At 68.4% G+C, this 16,913-nt stretch carries 15 protein-coding genes and 1 pseudogene; 7 read left to right on the top strand and 9 right to left on the bottom strand.

Going from position 1 to position 16,913, the window contains the following annotated elements; translation table 11 throughout:
- Positions 1-462: 462 nt before the first annotated feature.
- Positions 463-702 carry a hypothetical protein gene (locus E1294_RS58095; protein ID WP_220447802.1) on the bottom strand — a complete coding sequence of 80 codons (240 nt, stop codon included), beginning with the start codon at positions 700-702 and terminating at the stop codon, positions 463-465.
- A 223-nt stretch (positions 703-925) separates the two neighbouring features.
- Here E1294_RS58095 and E1294_RS17920 point away from each other — a divergent pair, with 223 nt between their 5' ends.
- Positions 926-1,588: a TnsA-like heteromeric transposase endonuclease subunit gene (locus E1294_RS17920; protein WP_165977349.1), complete on the top strand. Its 663-nt coding sequence runs from the start codon at positions 926-928 to the stop codon at positions 1,586-1,588.
- Positions 1,542-2,222 (top strand): dihydrofolate reductase family protein, encoded by a 681-nt coding sequence (locus tag E1294_RS17915; protein ID WP_220447801.1) that lies wholly within the window; start codon positions 1,542-1,544, stop codon positions 2,220-2,222. Before E1294_RS17920 ends, E1294_RS17915 begins: the two co-directional genes overlap by 47 nt.
- A 141-nt stretch (positions 2,223-2,363) precedes the next feature.
- Here the strand turns inward: E1294_RS17915 and E1294_RS58090 are convergent.
- From E1294_RS58090 to E1294_RS17900, 3 genes and pseudogenes are all read right to left on the bottom strand, one after another.
- Positions 2,364-2,636, bottom strand: a pseudogene (locus E1294_RS58090) (alcohol dehydrogenase catalytic domain-containing protein); the annotation flags it as partial.
- 550 nt (positions 2,637-3,186) lie between these two features.
- Positions 3,187-4,908 (bottom strand): nitroreductase/quinone reductase family protein, encoded by a 1,722-nt coding sequence (locus E1294_RS55870; RefSeq protein WP_246083089.1) that lies wholly within the window; start codon positions 4,906-4,908, stop codon positions 3,187-3,189.
- Positions 4,909-5,778: 870 nt separating this feature from the next.
- Complete coding sequence (locus tag E1294_RS17900; RefSeq protein WP_281284448.1) at positions 5,779-7,164, bottom strand: MFS transporter; 1,386 nt, start codon at positions 7,162-7,164, stop codon at positions 5,779-5,781.
- Between the two features lie 233 nt (positions 7,165-7,397).
- Between E1294_RS17900 and E1294_RS17895 the strand changes: the two genes are divergently transcribed.
- Both E1294_RS17895 and E1294_RS17890 read left to right on the top strand, forming a co-directional pair.
- A complete protein-coding gene (locus E1294_RS17895) occupies positions 7,398-8,540 on the top strand; it encodes an MFS transporter (protein ID WP_132509654.1) in 1,143 nt (380 codons plus the stop codon).
- Positions 8,541-8,617: 77 nt separating this feature from the next.
- A complete protein-coding gene (locus E1294_RS17890; RefSeq protein ID WP_246083088.1) occupies positions 8,618-9,250 on the top strand; it encodes a TetR/AcrR family transcriptional regulator in 633 nt (210 codons plus the stop codon).
- Here E1294_RS17890 and E1294_RS54590 read toward each other — a convergent pair.
- Both E1294_RS54590 and E1294_RS55865 read right to left on the bottom strand, forming a co-directional pair.
- Entirely contained in the window at positions 9,237-9,524 is a 288-nt protein-coding gene (locus E1294_RS54590; RefSeq protein ID WP_220447800.1) for a hypothetical protein, read from the bottom strand. The genes E1294_RS17890 and E1294_RS54590 overlap by 14 nt on opposite strands.
- A 517-nt stretch (positions 9,525-10,041) precedes the next feature.
- Positions 10,042-10,629 carry a DUF418 domain-containing protein gene (locus tag E1294_RS55865; RefSeq protein WP_246083087.1) on the bottom strand — a complete coding sequence of 196 codons (588 nt, stop codon included), beginning with the start codon at positions 10,627-10,629 and terminating at the stop codon, positions 10,042-10,044.
- 797 nt (positions 10,630-11,426) lie between these two features.
- On the opposite strand from E1294_RS55865, the gene E1294_RS17875 reads away from it, so the two are divergent.
- From E1294_RS17875 to E1294_RS17865, 3 genes are all read left to right on the top strand, one after another.
- A complete protein-coding gene (locus E1294_RS17875) occupies positions 11,427-11,867 on the top strand; it encodes a MarR family winged helix-turn-helix transcriptional regulator (RefSeq protein ID WP_246083086.1) in 441 nt (146 codons plus the stop codon).
- Between the two features lie 513 nt (positions 11,868-12,380).
- Entirely contained in the window at positions 12,381-14,087 is a 1,707-nt protein-coding gene (locus tag E1294_RS17870; RefSeq protein WP_132509652.1) for a protein-arginine deiminase family protein, read from the top strand.
- A 268-nt stretch (positions 14,088-14,355) separates the two neighbouring features.
- Entirely contained in the window at positions 14,356-14,613 is a 258-nt protein-coding gene (locus tag E1294_RS17865; RefSeq protein ID WP_246083085.1) for a response regulator transcription factor, read from the top strand.
- A gap of 193 nt (positions 14,614-14,806) precedes the next feature.
- On the opposite strand, the gene E1294_RS17860 is transcribed toward E1294_RS17865, so the two are convergent.
- From E1294_RS17860 to E1294_RS17845, 3 genes are all read right to left on the bottom strand, one after another.
- On the bottom strand, positions 14,807-15,511 hold the full coding sequence (locus tag E1294_RS17860) for a DUF998 domain-containing protein (RefSeq protein WP_132509650.1): 705 nt from the start codon (positions 15,509-15,511) through the stop codon (positions 14,807-14,809).
- 69 nt (positions 15,512-15,580) lie between these two features.
- Complete coding sequence (locus tag E1294_RS17855; RefSeq protein ID WP_220447798.1) at positions 15,581-15,790, bottom strand: helix-turn-helix domain-containing protein; 210 nt, start codon at positions 15,788-15,790, stop codon at positions 15,581-15,583.
- 684 nt (positions 15,791-16,474) lie between these two features.
- Complete coding sequence (locus E1294_RS17845) at positions 16,475-16,891, bottom strand: Dabb family protein (RefSeq protein ID WP_132509649.1); 417 nt, start codon at positions 16,889-16,891, stop codon at positions 16,475-16,477.
- Positions 16,892-16,913 lie beyond the last annotated feature (22 nt).

The raw sequence follows: 16,913 nt of genomic DNA, 5'->3' as shown, positions 1-16,913 counted from the left end.
GCTGGGCATCCTGGCCGGCGGCCTCCTCGTCGAAGCGGCCGGACCGGAGCACGGCCTGGCGATCGCCGGCGCCGCCGGGCTGGTCGCGGGAGTGCCGGTCCTGCTGGCCTGGAACAGAGCCACCAGGACTGCCACGGCGGTGCGGGACACACCGTGACAGGCGGCGATCGCCTTCCAGGTCTCCCCGATCGACGGGGGTCCCCGGGTGAAGTCCTGGCGAGCCGCCAGCGGCTGACCTCGACCGTCCGAGACGATCCCCGACAGAGTCGAGCCAATTGAGAGCCCTAGCCGGGGAACCCATCTGCATCATCGTGCCGATCAGCCGCTCGATGATGCCGCCGAAGTGCGGCATCCCCTTCGGCCGGTACGCCAGCGTGATCCCATGCTGCGAGCAGCCCCGGCGCAGCGCCTCGCTGCGGAACTCGGCGGCTTTGTCCACGTAGATCTCGTGCGGCTTGCCGCTCATCGGCCAGGCCACACCGCCTCCACCCCGAGCCGCTCCAGCCACGGCCGCTTGTCGCACACCGTGTGCGCCAGGCACAGCCCCGCCGACAGCGCCGAGGGCGCCTCCAGCGTGACCACGCAGCGGCTGGCCACGTCGATCGCCGCGGTGACATACGGGCGGCCGATCGGCAACCGATGCCGCTCATCGACCACCTCCAGATCGACCGGCGTGTGGTCGATCTGCACCTGCTGCAGCAAGCCCTCGATGCTCGGCGGATCGCCGCCCGCCGACCGCAGGCGACGCGCCCCATCGGCGCCCTCCCGCGCCGCGGCGGCCGCCGCCGGATCCAGCGTCTCGATTCGCCGCGCCAGCGTTTGCGCGCTGGCACTGACAGACCACCGCAGTCATGTTCATGCAGTGACGTGGGTGATTGTTCGCGTGCCGTGCGGGGTGGAGGCTCAGGAGCACGCAGGTGGGCGGGTGAACGTCGAGGAGCTGAAGCAAGGCGATTTCGAGGTTCTCTGTGTCGATGAGGGGCTTGTAGGTTGCAGGGTCCCGCTGGCGTTGTGCTGGACGGAGCGGTTCGAGCGGTTCCCTGCGGTCCGCAAGATCCGTTCTTACCAGGGGCAGGGGTCGGTGACCCGGAATTACTGGTGGGCGACGATGGGTGGGCAACTGTCGTGTGAGTCGCATTTGGAGCGTCATCACGCGATGCTGCTGGACTTCGACCCGTCGGTGACAGCACTGGCGGCCCAGCCGTTCCGGTCGTTCTGGCCGGGTAGGCGAGGGCGACGCGGGCATGTCCCGGACCTGTTCGCCCGGCTCGCGGACGGCGGCGCCGTGGTGGTCGATGTGAGGCCGGAGGCGCGGATCGGCCCGGACGATGCTGAGGCGTTCGCCGCGACGGCGCGGGCGTGTGAGCTGGCAGGGTGGATATTTCGCAGGGTGGGGGCGATTGATCCGGTGCTGCTGGCGAATGGGAAGGGGCTGGCCGGCTACCGGCATCCGCGGTTTCCTCAGCGTGAGGTGGCCGCGGACCTGGTGCCTGGTCAGCACGTTGCGATCAAAGAAGATCATTTGGGACAGACTGGGAGCGATGAGTTCTGCTGTTCGAATCGGTCTACCGCCAAGACCCCCGTATGACGGTCCGGAAACCACCGGGCCTAGCGATAGCCAGAGGAGAGCTACCATGGGCAAGATCTTCAGCCACATGACGATGTCGCTGGATGGATACATCGCACAACCGGATGACCAGGTCGGCGAGCTGTTCGACTGGTATGAGGCCGGAGATGTGGTCGTGCCGAACCCCAACGAGGATATCTCGGTCAAGGTCGATGACGCGGGTGCGGAGGCATGGCGAGACCTGACCGAGAACACCGGCGCGCTCATCGCCGGCCGCCGCTTGTTCGACATCGCCGGTGGCTGGAACGACAAGCACCCGGCCGGTGCACCCGTCGTCGTGGTCACACACCGCCCGCCGGCGGATGCTACCGAGAAGTGGCCAACCACGACGTTCGTCGACGGAGTCGAGGCGGCGATCAATCGGGCGAAACAGATCGCCGGCGACCAGAACGTCACGATCGCCAGCGCGAACGTGACGCAGCAGGCACTCGATCTCGGCCTGGTCGACGAGGTGTGCGTCAGCCTCGTACCGGTGCTGTTCGGCGAGGGTATCCCGTACTTCTCCAAGATCGAGGGTGGGCACCTCCTGCTCGACGACCCGATCGTCATCCAGGGCCGACGTGCCCTGCACCTGCGGTATCCGGTCCGTCGCTAGCCTCGGTTCGGGGCCAGGGTGAGCAAGCAGCCCTCGCCGACGCCAGCCCACGTCAGCCACGCCGCGCGAGCACGATCGCCAACCCGCGAAAGCGCGGGTCCCGGCAGACGGGAAACGTTCCACTACGGCGCGGGCGGCGGCGACCACCGCCTTGTCCGCATAACCCCCAGAGCCGCCCGTCTGGGCGATCACCTGCCGACCCAGCAGGGCCGGGTCGACGTGCGGGCCGACCACGCCGATCACCCCGCCGACGCCGTTGCCGGGCACGTACGGCGGGGCAGGCAGCGGGAACCCGGCCGGTGAGCGTCCGGCCCGCACCTGGGTCTCCGCGAACAGCACGCTCGCCGCTTCGACGTCCACCAGAACCTGACCGTCGCCAGGCTCTGGATCAGGGGCCTCGCCGGGAGAATGCATCGGACTCGCTATGAGATATGACTGTCTCATGATGAATGATCGACATCGAGGTGTAACCGACTACGAGATCGTCCCGCTGGGCCTCGGCGGCCTGGAGCTACTACGGCCCGGCATCGCCGGAGACTGTACGCGCGACGGTCCGCGCGCCTGCTTCCGTTGTCCTGCGGCGGCGGGCTTGGCGAGCCTGGGCCGCACGGCGGTCTCCGACTCGTAGCACCGGCGCGAGTTGCTCCCCAGGTGATCCCGGCTCGGCGGGCTGGGCGTCACGGAGCTGGTTGAGTTCTTGGGCGTCCAGGCCTTGGAGGCCTATGGTGATGGCGGACTCAGTGGCGTGGTAGGTCGTGTGCCAGCCCTCGGCGGCCACACGGGCGGCAGCGTGGATGCGTGGTTCGCCTACCAGCTCATCCCCCGGGCACCGAGGCGGGAGGGAAATCGCTGTCTTCTCGCACGTGACCTCACGCCGGAGTTCACGCCAGCTGATCGCGTGGCCAGCCGGCAGGCCGGTAGTCAGCCACAGGTGGTTCCGTCGTTGCCACCGCCAAAACCCCATCTAGGGGCGCGATGGCGCGCTGTCGACCCAGTCGGAGACGCGGCGCAGGAAGGTCGCCGCGATGGGCAGAGGATTGTCTGACATGACGACCGCATGGAAGGCGTGCGGCATGTCCTCGTACATGTCAAGGGTGACATCCACCCCAGCGGACGCGGCGGCAGCGGCGAAACGGCGGCTGTCGTCCAGCAGGACCTCGCTGGTGCCGGCCACGAGCAGCAGCGGGGGCAGGCCGTGCAGGTCACCGTGGAGGGGAGACTGAGGTGCGCGGCCGGCCGGGGCGCCGGCGAGATACTGGGTGACGATGTGTTCGACCACCGACCGGCTGACTACGTCCTGGCCGTCGTTGGCATCCAGGGACGGGCTCGACAGGGTCAGGTCGGTGAGTGGCGAGACCGCGACGGCCGCGCCGGGCAGCGGGGTACCGGCTTGCCTGAGGGCCAGCAGCGCCGACAGCACGAGCGTGGCGCCCGATGACTCGCCGGACAGGATGATGCGGTTCGCGGGGATGTCCTGATCCAGCAGGCTGCGGTAGACGGTCGTGACGTCGTCGAGAGCCGCGGGGTAGGGGTGAGCCGGGGCCAGGCGCTGTTCGGTCTTGAAGACCGGGCGGCGGGTGGCTCGGGACAGGCTGTAGGCCATGAGCGGTTCCAGCTGGGGCTGGGTGTGTTCGAAGCCGCCTCCGTGCACGTACAGCGTGACGCCGGCCTGGCGCGCCGAACTGGTGGTGGCGTTGACCCAGCGTCCCGGGATGCCGCCGGTGTGCACCAGTGCGGGAGTCAGGTCGGCGTCGGCGGGCAGCGGCGGAGTGTGGACCGCCAGGGCCCGCATCTCGGCCGCCACGGAGGCGCAATCGTCGGGGGTGGTGGGGAGGCGGGTGACGTTCAGGTGATCCTCACTTCGGGGTGGCAGGGCGTTGAGCAGGGGGATGAGGTGTCGCTCCTCGTAGCTGAGGTGGGCTTCGATCTCGGTGATGAGCCGGTCGAGCTCGGCCGGCAGGTCGGCGGGTTCGCCGGAGAGCAGCGCCTGCAGGTCGTCGAGCAGGCGGGCGAGCGTGGTGTGCTCGGCGTGCAGCCGGTCCAGCACGTTATCGAGCTCGGGGTGGCGGTCGCGCAGGTACGGGAACAGCTGGTCGCTTTCGGTGGAGTGATGGTGGTGGAGCCCGCCGCAGACGGTCAGGCAGTTGATGCGCAGTTGTGCGCCGAGACGTGGCCCTGAGGCGGTCGCCTCGGTGCGGATCAGCGCCAGCTCGCGCCGGAAGGCGTCGTGGATCGCCTTGAGCACGTCGCCTTCGGGCAGGTCGGGGAAGGAGCCGGAGAGCGGTCTCAGGGCGACGACGGGCAGGACGCGGCCGGACTTGCTCTCGTAGTCGGCCCAGCCAGGGTCGGCTTCCACCGCGCGGGCGAAGATCTGGTCGCGTTCCTCGCCTTGTAGGACGATCGCCTCGGCCTCGATGGTGAAGACGCCGGTCTCCACCGTGACGCGCGGGTCGGCCCGGAGGTTGTGGTACCAGGCGGGATGGTGGGCCGCGCCGCCGGCTGAGGCGATGACGATCAGGCGGCCTCCGCCTTCGTGCAGGTAGCCGAGTGGCACCGTGTGGCGGGCCCCTGAGTGTGCGCCGGTGGTGGTGAGCAGCAGGAGCCGCGCTCCCTCGAAAGGACCGCCTACTCTTCCCTGGTTGGCGCGGAATTCCTGAATGATGTGGTGGTTGAAATCGAGCGGCATTCTTGGCTTTCTGGTTGGTGTGGTCAGCTCGTGAAGCATTCACGGGCACGGCGAATCGACCACATGGCCGAGTGGCCAGCGGTTGAAGAATGATGGAGGCACGCGGCACAGCGACATGGCAGAGTGCCCGCTTGCGACGCTGCGAGCGGCGCGGACGTGCGGGGTTGCCGCGATGCGTTACACAGAATTTCAGAAGAAATGGCGGGCCTCGCGCCCGCCTGGCGCTCACGCCGTGGCCGGGTGCCCCACTCGCTTATGGCCCATGGCCGACCCGGCAGTCACGTTTGCCACGTTATCGCCGGAAGGATCACAAGGCAACACGGATGGGGGAAGCCTATGAGGATTTGTGCCACCTGCGAAAAACATCGAGCTGTCAGGAGGGCAGCCATCCTCATCGAGCGCTACTTGTTGGCTGGCGCCTGAGTAGCCTCGGCCAACAGTGCCGCGCCGGCTGGGACGGTCTCCTGAAACAAGCGTGGCGGCATCGCGCAGCACATGGACGGTCCCCGATGCTCGTGCCGGTGCTCGGGGTGACCTGGAGCATGAGGTAGCCGCGATGGCGAAGGTGGAGCTTCAGGTGCGGGTTGGAGGCCAGGAGCGGATTGGTGGCGCCGGTAGAAGCGTCCCTCGAACTGCACCGGATCCGGCCGCCAAGCGGCCCGCACGGCGGCGATGTGCTTTTCGTAACCGGCGCACCGTCGGCGCATGGGATGCCGCCAGCTCGTCGAGCTGCTCAAGCACTCCACCACCGCGCTCGACACCCCGTGCGACGACCAGCCATGACCTCGAAACGAGACGGTTCACGTTGGCGGCCCTCACCCGACACTCGCGCAGGCAGCTCAACCCCCATGAGTCCAGAACTCGGGGCGGTCAGTTCACGCGCTGCCCGTCGGCCGCCTCGTCGGCATCGGTAACTGCGTTGTCCCGCCGCGCAGGAAGGGCGCCGGCGAGTACGGCGACGACGGCCATCACCACCGCGATGAGCGCGAACGCCTGGCCGTAACCGGCCGCCAGCGCCTGCGCCGTGGCCTCACGCCCGCCGGACGGCTCGCCCGTCAGGGCGATCACGGCGGCCAGGCCCAGCCCGCCGCCGACCTGTTTGGCGGTGTTCATCAGCCCTGAGGCCGCGCCGGCGTCGGCAGAGTCGACGCCGGAGGTGACAGTGACAGTGAGGGGGGTGTTCAGCAGGCCGCCGCCGAGTGAGATCAGGATGGCCGGGCCGAGGATGGCCGTCAGGTAGGAGTCGCCGGGGGCGATGGCGGCCTGCCAGAGGAACCCGGCTACTCCGATCAGGGCTCCGGCGACGACGAGAACGCGATCATTGGCGCGGCGCATCAGCCACGGTGTCAGGTACAGGCCGACCAGCATGGTGAGCAGCGTGTGCGGGAGGAAGGCGAGGCCGGTCTGCAGCGGGCCGTAGTCGAGCACGCGCTGCATGGACAAGGTCAGGAAATACCACATCGGGTTGAGGCAGGCGCCGGCCAGCAGCATCGCCAGGTTGCCCAGCCAGATCGCCCGCGGCCGGACCAGTCGCGGCGGGATCAGTGGCGCGCGGGCCAGGCGCGTTTCGACCACGACGAACAGCCCTGCCAGGATCACTCCGGCAAGGGTGAAGGCGGGCGGGCCGCCGAGCCCGTAGGCCAGCGCGACCGTCCCGCTCGTGGCCAGTGCCGCGCCGAGGAGGTCCACCCGCTGTCCGCCTCGCCGTGCCGCATCGGGACCGAGGAAGCGGATCGCGGCCAGGCAGACCAGCCCGATCGGGACGTTGACCAGAAGAATCGATCGCCAGGACAGGTACTCCGTCAGCGCGCCGCCGATGAGACTGCCCGCGGCGCCGCCCGCCAGGCTCACCGCGGTCCATACCGCGATGGCGCGGGTACGCAGCGGTCCCTCCGGGAACGTCGTGGTGACGATCGTGAGGGTGACCGGGGCGAGGACGGCGGCTCCGAGCCCTTGGGCGGCTCGGGCTGCGATCAGCGTGCCGCCGGAGGTGGACAGGCCGCCCATCAGGCTGGCGGCGGTGAACAGGGCGAGGCCGGCGGCGAAGACCCGCCGGCGCCCGTACAGGTCGGCCAGGCGACCGCCGAGCAGCAGGAAGCCGCCGAAGACCAGGGCGTAGGCGTTGCCGACCCAGGCCAGATCCGGGGGGTCGAAGGCGAGCGCGTCCTGGATGGACGGCAGCGCGACGTTCACCACCGACACGTCGAGCACCACCATGAACTGTGCCGCGCAGACGAGCGCCAGGACGGCCCTCACCTCATCACCTCCCACTCAAATCAATGGGATCACATCGCTCTATCCGAATCAGCATACAATCCGATGCGCACATATCGGAAAGAGAGTGCGCATAGGATGGTGCGCGATGGTCGGCGGCTCTCCCGCCGGGCTGTCGAAGGTCCTCATGCGAGACGTCGCCCCATCCGGGGCTTGAGGGTCGGGCCGGTTTTCTCCGGTCGCGTCTTCCCGATCTGTGGGAGGCGTGTGTCCGGATGAGTTTTCGTATCACGGCCACCGTGCTGGCGTCGGGCGTTGCGGCCAGCGCGACCTTAGGGGAGTTCGTTCCGTTTCTCACCATGATGGGTGAGGAGTTCGCTCTGCCCCTCACAACGGTGGGCTGGCTGTCGTCGGCCATCACCCTGGTGGCCGGGCTCGGCTGTCTGCCTCTGGGCGTCTGGATGGATCGCCGTCGGCTTCGCGGCATGTTCGTGGCGGCTCTGGTGGCGTTGGGGATGACCGGGCTGGGGGCCGTAGTCGTCCAGGGGGTGGCGCAGTTGTTCCTGTTGCGGCTGGTTCAGGCCGCAGGATACGCCGTGGTGGTGGTCGCGGGGCCGGGCCTGCTGGCCCGCCTGCTCCAGGGCCGTGCGCGACGGGCCGCTCTGGCGTCATGGGGGCTGTGCATTCCGGCCGGGCTGGCGCTGGCCGCCGTGCTGGGGGCCATCGTGGGAGCGGCCGGCTGGCGCGCCAACGCCACGGCCGTGGGCGCACTCGCTCTGGTGGCGGCGGCACTGGCGGGCGCGCTGCCACGGGACCGGTACCACAGGCAGGAGGAGGACGGTCGCACCGGCACGGTGAACAAGCAGTGGGCGGTGGCCCTTCTGGCGGCCGGATTTGCAATGATCGCCCTGGTCGGGGTCAGTGTCGTCACCTTCCTTCCGGCGTATCTGGCGGCCGGGCCGGGGTGGTCCGCGTCCCGGGCGAGCCTGGCGGCGGGGCTGGTGTCGGGGGTCAGCGTGCTGGGCAGCCTGGCGGCCGGAGGTGCACTGCGGGCGCGTGTGCGGCCGGGCAGGCTGATCGCCGCCGCCCTGCTCATGGCGCCATTGAGCGCGGGGGTGTTCTTGACGCCATCGGTGGCGGCGACGGTGTACGCCGGCGCGGTGCTGGGGATCAACGGCTTGGCCGTGTCGGCGGTGTTCGCCGCGCTTCCCTTGGTCGCGGGCGGCCGGCTCTCTCTGGGGGCCGGGGCGGTGACGCAGGCGGGCAGCCTGGGCACGCTTCTCGGGCCACCGCTGTACGCGTGGGTGGTAGAGGCCGGCGGGTGGGGCGCGGCGATCGCGGTGACAGCGGTGCTCTCCTGCGGCGGCGTCGGATGTGCCATGGCGGCGCTGCGAGGCGGGAGCCGGCGTGGCGCGTGAAGCTCCTCGCATCGTGTCCCACGCGCGGCTACACTGATCAGGCAATCCAGTGTGAGCACATGGGGAAGGGTGGCTGGGTGGCAGACAGGCGTGTTCGCGGGCCAGGGGCGCATCACGAGCAGCGGCGCAACGAGATCGCCGACGCTGTGCTCGCCATCGTGGCCGAACGCGGCCTGGCGTCCGTGTCGCTGACCACGGTGGCCGCCCAGGCCGGCATCTCACCCGGCCGCGTGCAACACTACTTCCCGGCCAAACGCCGGCTCATCGAGGCCGCCTTCGAGCGCGGCAACGAGCTGGCCAGCGTTCGCATCCGGGCCAAGGCCGGCTCCGATCTGGAGGCCGCCGATCCACGCCTGGTGCTCACCACCGTCCTGGCCGAGCTCATCCCCTACGACGCCGCCACCGAAGCCCACATGCGCGTACGTCAGTCCTTCCACGCCCTGGGCTTCGCCGAGGAGAGCATCGCGGCCCGGCTGCGCGCCCTGTACGCCGACTTCCACCGCCAGATGGCCGACCTCATCCGCAAGGACCAGCGGGCCGGCCGCATCCCCGCCGGCGTGGACGCCTACGGCTCGGCCCTGGCCCTGGTGGCTCTGGCCGAAGGGCTCGCCGCCTACGTCCTGACCGGCGTCGTCCCGGCCGACGTGGCGCATGAGCGGCTGCTCGCCGAGATCACCGAGCTTTACGACGCCGGCGTCACCAAGCGTTGAGTGCTGCCACGACCTGTTCCTCTTCGTAGGCGAAGTGGGCTTCCAGCAGTTCTGCCAGGCGCTCGAAGTCATCGCGCACCTGGTCATGCTCCTCGCCGTTCAGCCTGGCGGTGATGGGGTGCTCGGTGGTGGCGATGTTGTGCCGGAGGGCTTCGAGGCCAGGGTGGAGGGCATTGGATGGTCCCAGCAGCTCGTTGAGGCGCTGGTTGATGAGGCACCGAGCGCACTGACCAGGTCCAGGTTCGCCGGGTCGGTTATCAGGCAGTTCGGACACAGCGGCCGGCCCTGGTCGCGGGTGGCCGGCTCACGGCGGGTGTTCAGGTTGAGTTGTCGGATTCCGCTTTCGGCTCCGATCTTGGTGGTGCAGAATGCTCAGCCATGACCGCTCTGCGCGCACTGGCCGGCGGGATGGACATGCCTCCCCGGGACGGGGAGTTCGAGGTCCGGTACGTCGCTGAGGGCGACAAGGCTGCGTCGCATCTCGCTTGATGAGGCGGGTGCGGTGCGGTTCGAGGGGCATCGCTGGCGCGGGTTCTGCAGAGGCAGCGGAACTTCCCAGGATTGTGGTGGTCGGCGGGCACGTGGGTTATGAGTCCTGCTGGAACAACGCCAACGCACCACAGACTGGTTCAAAGCGGCGACCTAGGCTGTTATGGCGAGTCGGTCGACTCTGAGCGTCCTTGCGGAGTCGGCCGGTGCGCCTTGGGACCGTCGCCCGCCATGCCCGTCACTCGGCGTCACCGGCCTGCAGCCACAAGGGAGCGAGGCGACCGCGGCCTTCGCGATGCCTATCAGGGGATAGGACGCTCCACGCGACTTTGGTGCCTTCCGGAGAGTGCGGATCGGGGTTTGCGTTTTGCGTTGGGCCGGTAGATCAGGTGGCGGAGGGCGACCTCCGCGGGGCCTCGTCTGCCGCCACGCTCCAGCGCATATGCCCACATGACGGTGATCAGCCAGACGCCGAACGCGAACAGCGCCATGGTCGCCGAGGTGAGGTACGCGCCGAGGCCGAGGCCCCAGGCAGCGAGGATCGGGGCGAAGATCACCGAATGGGCGAGGTAGCACGACAGCGACCTCTTGCCCACCGCTGCCACCGCAGCCAAGGGCCCCTTGCGTCGTCCGGACATCACGTGTGCGAGCAGGCCGAACGCCGCCGCGTAACCCACCCCGCATGGCAGGCCGGTCATCGAGTGAACCCAGACGAGGACGGCGTTCGGGGCTTCCGCGAGCGCCAGGGGAAGCCCACCGGCCCAACCGAGCGCGATGCCCCCGCCTGCCGTACATCCGAGCAGCATCAGGTGCCGGCCGGGCTCTTCCAGCACGCGGTGGCGCGCGGCCCACATGCCGAGGAGGATCGCGATAGGCGGTGCCGAGGACAAGGGTGGCCACGGTGACCCCGGGCCAGGACACGGTCCGCGTGAACATGGAGGCAAAGTAGCCGGGCTCGCCGGACGCCGCGAGGGCGACAGAGCTGTCCGCCTCCGCGGCGAGGTCGATGCCTCCCACAGCGAATTGCACCACGGTGACCGCGGCCAGCGCCAGCACGAGGTACCCGAGCCCGACACCGCACCAGATCAGTAGGGAGCGGTCGTTGCGCCGTAGGGTGAGTCCGGCTAGCAGCAGGGTGAATAGGCCCCAGGTGCCGAGGACGTCGGTCGACATGAGGAGGGCGGCGTGGGCCAGACCGAAGGCGATCATCCACAGGCCGCGGCGTCTCAGTAGGGAGATCGCGGCATGTTCGTCCGAGCCTGCGGCAAGCCGACGGTTGTAGATCTGGACCATGCCGTATCCGATGAGGAAGGCGAACATCGGATAGACGCGTAGGTCCAGTACGACGGCCATGACGGATCGTACGAACTGGTCCAGAACGGCGGCGCCGGATTCTTTCCAGAGGTAGTAGCCCGTGTTCGACAGCACGATCAGCAGCAGCATGGCGCCTCGCGCCAGATCGGGCGCGAATGCTCTGTCCGATGGCGGAACGGCCTGGCTGCTGGTCATCGGCTCCCTCGGCTTCACTTCGGGACTAGAATTTGCTGCATAACAAAGCATCTGCATAATGCAGGTTCTTTCTTGTGCAGATGATGCTCCTAGAGGAGGAATGGTGTCAAGACAGCCACAAGAGCCCCCTGAGCCGGCAGCCCATCAGGAACGAGTGATCCGCGGGCTGTTCACCGCCGTGATCCTGCACGGCAACATCACGGCGAGCGTGCTGGGCATGCATCCCACCGACCTGTTCGCCCTGGGCGTCGTGGAGCTGCACGGACCACTTGGCGCGGGCGAGCTCTCCGAGCGCACGGGCCTGTCGACAGGCGCCACCACCCGGCTCATCGACCGGTTGCAGCGCGCCGGTCAACTCCGCCGTGTCCCCGACCCGGCCGACCGTCGCCGTGTGATCGTTGAGAAGGTCCGTGGTCACGAATTGGACGAGGCGCTGAACGCGGCGTTCGAGCCGATCGAGCGAGGCATGGAAGAGGTCTTGAGCCGCTTCCCCGCGGAGCGGCTCGCGGACGTCATGGACTTCCTTGAACAGACAACATCCGCCATCCAGAGCGCCACCGGGAGCGTCCAGAAGATCGCGAAAACCAGGCGATCAACGCTGGACGCTTCCGGTCCTTAGAGGAATCGGGACGGGGGCGAGGCTGCGACCCGTAGTGAAGACCGTGCCACACCGGTCACAGAGCGCAGGACCAGGATCGTCGGTTCTCACGCTGATCGACTACCCGGACGTTTGAGTTCCTCTCGCCGGCAGAAAGACCTGAACAAGTCCGCTTGAAACCGTCCGGACCAAGGTGTCGTTCCGCAGGTCGGAAGCTGTCCTGGCCGCCAACTTCATCTAAAAGGGACAGGAAGCATTCGACTGCCCGATGTCCTCCCGCGTCGCTCCCGTCCTGTGACAGACGATATTCCCGCCGTGGCGTTCCCCACGGTCGCGTCCCGGCCATACGGACGAGTCGCCGGGCGGGAAATCGACCGAGTGGCCGATCTTCCGGCGGGCCACGCGCCACGAGGCTGTCCTCATGCTTGATCACCTGCAACGTCTCCGTGGCGGCATGGCATCGCTCACCGCGATCACCGTGCTCGCTGCGCCGGCCGTTCCCGCGACGGCCGCCTGACGGCCGCCGACGACGCCATGCGCGACACCTGGACCCCGGCCCGCGGGGCGATCATGTTGCCGAACCTGGATGACGACCCATCCCGCTGCCCCACCGCCGCCCCGGACGGAACACGCCTTTCGGACACGGTACTGGGCGCCTGCCATGACGCGGCCGACGAGGTGGTCAACGGTACGGCCGACCTCGCGGACCTTGCCCGATTGGAGATGCCCGCCCTGCGAAACGTCTCCCCCGAGGGGGAAGCGACGGTGGTTGCCGATCCACGCTCACGCGACAAGGTCCGGATCTTCGTCGAAAGGGAGCGAAGCTGGGTCGTCGCCGACCGGATCCCCGCCGCCGAACTACGCCGTGGCGTACGCCTCGCGATCGAGGCCCGGGATGTCGTCAGAAACCCCGTCGTCTGGTCGGGATTCACCGATCTCACGCTGACCGTCACGGGCTCCGGGGCCACGAGGACCGACCGGGTTCGGCTGCGCGTCGCCCCCGTGCTCCTGCAGCACGATCTCCTCCCGCTGGAACGGGCCGTCGTGGCCGATCCCGACGCGCCCGAAACGCTCGAAGGAGGCAATGCCTCCCGCAAACCCGTGCCGGGAACACGGGCCTACCGCAGGGACCTGCGCCGCGCCCTGGATGACGAGGGACTGCACAAGCCGTTCCGCCTCTGGCCGGCCGGTGGAGATCAATGGATGGGCGACATGTACAAACCCGCCTACGCTTCGATGCCGGGAATGGACGGCAGAGAGCACCGCATCGTGGTGAACCTCAGGTTACCGGCCGTCATGCCTCAGGTGCCCGCACGCGACCGGCCTCTGCGTGACGCCTCACGCCCCGTCTTCACCATGCTGCGTGGGCCCGGGGTGGCCGGCCTCCAGCAGTTCGATGCCGACCGGGTCGATCGGCCCGACGACAACCTCTACTACGGCTCCACCAGCTCCATGGGCAACTTCGGGACGATCCCGCCGCATCAGGGCTACCCCGCCGGCCGGATCGTGTACGGCGGCGAGGGGAAGTTCGCGCCAGACACGACGTTCACCACCATGCTGGCCGCACAGGGCTACCAGGACCCGATCGTCGTGGACACCAGCTGGCTCGGCGTCGGGCACCTGGACGAGTTCCTGCACTTCGTACCCACGCGTAACCGCCGCGGCTGGGCCGCTGTCGTCGCCGACCCACGCCAGGCCATGACCATCCTGCAGAACCTCGCCCGCAACGGCGGGGGGAACCGGCGCCTGGTCGAGGGCGTGGCCCCGTCGAAGACTGATCACCCCGGCATGACCGTCTCCCAGGCGATACGCCACCCGGCCCTGGTCAGCGGCACCCGCATCGCGGCCCGCGGCATCGACAAGGCGCTGCGGCAACTGCGCGAGCAGGCCGGCATCACGGAAGAGGACATCATCCGAGTGCCGGTCCTGTACTACGAAATCACCGTACCCAAGGGCTACCCGCGCACCAACGTCACCGCGGCCTACCTCCCCAACGCGGCCAACGGAATCAGCACCGGCACCGGCGCCTACCTCGCGCCCACACAACACGGACCTCGGCTGGGCGGCGAGGACGCCTTCGTCAGGGCCACCGAAAAGGCGCTCGCGAAGTCCGGCGTCCGTGTCCACTGGATCGAAGACTGGGATTACGCCCACCGCGTCGGCACGGTCGGCGGCAACATCCACTGCGTCACCAACGTCGAACGCAGCCTCCGCAACACCACGCCATGGTGGAAACCCTAGAGAAGCTGACAACGGCAACCGGAACGGCGGAAACGGCAGACCGGGCTCAGGAGCCGTCTTGGCCGAGGGGCGAAACCGAACGGTGTGGGCCACGACGCCGACCCAGCCACCCAAACCGTGCGGGAGTGCAGCATCCACGGCCAAGCGAACCGGTGGCGCCGGCTCGGCCTGGCGACGCTCGGTGAGGAACGAGCGCATGCCTTCGGCGAGCTGGTCCGCACCGTCTGACTGCTCGCTTCCACCCACCAGGAGATTGACCAATGTCAAAATGATCGAGGCGTTCGCCAGCGGCTCCGCACCCGATCCCGCACCGCGGGAGCTGGCGGGCGTCATGGAGCGTGAACGCGAGGTCCTCACTCTGATGGCGGGCGGCCTGACCAACACGGAAGTAGCCGCCGAACTGGTCATCCGCGTCGCCACCGTCAAGGTGTATGTGGGCCGGCTGCTGAGCAAGCTCGATGCGCGTGACCGGGTCCAGCTTGTCATCCTCGCCTGCGAAGCGGGCTTGGTGTCACTGTCGAAGTGATCAAACGACCGTCCGTCAATGCCTGGAGCACTGCTGCGCCACCTGTCTCCTCCGAGTCGCAGTACTTCCGTGATCCAACAACCGGTAATAGAAATCGCCTGGAGGTACGACAGAAAGTACGACACGCGGGGGGTCGATCCACATGGCACCCTCGTGAGAGCTGGCCCGATCGAGACGGTATGGCGCGTCCGCCTCATCGGGCAGTCCTGCGGATCAGGTACGCGGCCAGCGCGGCCAGCCACGCCCACCCGATGATGATCGTGAGGCGCTGCAGCAGCCCGCCGATCGACGGGATGAGCGGAGGCTGAGCCAGCGCCATGGCGGTGAGCACGAAGCCGGTTAGGAACGCTAAGGCGGTCCCTGTCGAGTAGGCGGCCCACCCCTTGTGCCCGGCCGCGGCAAGGCGGTAGGCGACCATACAACAGGCGACCGGCAGTCCCAGGAAGACCGGAGTCCCGAAGAGGTCGTGCAGGACGCCGTGCAGCGTGCGGTCCGGCCCCACCGGCGTTCCCAGCGGATAGGGATGGGCGGTGGTCACCCCGGCGGCGACCGGGTCGGCGGCGAACACCCCGGAGCCGATCATCCCGACGGCGAACAGCCCGATCAGCACCGGCACCCACCATCCGCCGCTGTAGCGCCGTAGCGCCGGCCGCAGCCCGACGGCGTATGCCAGCAGCAGCCCGCCGCTGGCGATGAAGCTCGTGCGCTGCACCCAGCCGAACTCCCCGAGCACGAAGGCGCTCACCGTGTGCCGGAGCGGGTCGTACCCCGCCGGATGGACCGCACTTGTCACCAGAAACACGGTGACGAAGAGCGCAGGACCGATCACCCCGCACGCCAGCAGCCCTCGCTCCCAGCTTGCCGTCGCCCTTGCCTGGGCATTTCCCTCACCATGCATCGGTCAGTTACCCCATCCGCTCGTAGCGGTCGAGCCCTTCCTTGATGGCGGCCGCCACTTCCGCACCGATCAGCCGCTCGGTGGCCAGGAACAGCCGATCGCGTTCGGCGAGGTCTTCGGTCGCCGGGACCGGAGCTCGAACGCCACCTCGCCCTCGGCCCGGTAGCGCGCGACGAGCTTGGACACCCAGCCCTTGGAAACCCCGTACGCGCGGGCGACCTCCGCTTGGGACCGGCCCTCGACGACAGCAGCGGTGATGACAACTTTGGCCTTGGACACCCCGCACACGCTGTGGGTTTCCTATGTCCTGCACCAGCACACTGCAGGGCGCACTTTGATCATAGCCGGACCTGCTGCTTTGCGGGATCGGACTCGTTCTAGAATTTTCGTCTAGAAGCGGAGTGCTCCATACGTGCTCGTGCGCAGCAACCCCGCACACTCCATGATCCATGTACCTCCGGCTGCTGCGACAAGAGCAGCGGCCCCGCCTTGCCACGAGCAGGCGGCGAACGCGGGGCCGGATGCTTAATCCGACTGTTCAGCTCCTCAGCGAGATGAGTTTGCCCGTTTCTACCTGGTCTTCCTCGCCGAACAGGAGGGCGGCGGTCTTTTCGGCCGCCGCCCTCCCATGATCCAGAACAGAAGGCCGTCCTCGCCGCGTTATCAACCTAGGTAACGGTGGCTGATCCCGGCATCAGGACATGATCGCCCCAGCCCGGCAACCTTGAAATCGCCCTGGGTCATGGGTGTCAACGGTGATCAGGCGGCCCGTGTAGCCCTCGGACGTGTCTCGTGTCTGGCCACCGACGTGAAAGCCGACCAGTAGCGGCCTCTTGGGCGCAACACTCGGCGGAACTGCTCGCACATGCCGGGCATGGCCTGGTCGGGCACGTGGATCACCGACCAGAACGCGACCCCGACCCAGGCGCGTGAAGTGCGGGCCGGGGTCGCTTGGGTTTGTTGTCAGCCGGCGCTTTCCGGCGGGGCGGCGCTGCCGGTGTATTCGGGGAGTTCGGAGACCAGGGCGGCGACGTCGGGGATGGTGGCGTACCGGCGGCGGTGGATTTCGGCGATCTTCGTGCCGATCTCCGGGTCCGGGTCGTCGGTGATGTCGAAGGAGGCGAATCTGTCGACCAGCGGCAGCCCGTTGCGGTCCACCTCGAGGTGGACCGGGTGGTTCATCATCTCCTCATAGCCTTCGAGGTCCTCGATCACGGAGATGGAGCCGTATTCGTAGTCCCCGCCGAAGTCGGGGCCGACGACGTGCGACTTGATGGCCGGGATGGCGCGGGCGGCCTCGCGCATGCTTTCCAGAGCGGCCTGCCGGTCCGCCTCCGAGACGCCGGGCTTGGGGGTGAAACGGATGCAATGGTAAATCATCGAACCTTTCCTTTCGGCTGGT

The organism is Nonomuraea diastatica, from assembly GCF_004349015.1.
Taxonomy (GTDB): Bacteria; Actinomycetota; Actinomycetes; order Streptosporangiales; family Streptosporangiaceae; genus Nonomuraea; species Nonomuraea diastatica.
Note: the sequence above shows the minus strand (reverse complement) of the source record. Positions and strands in the feature narration are given on the sequence as shown.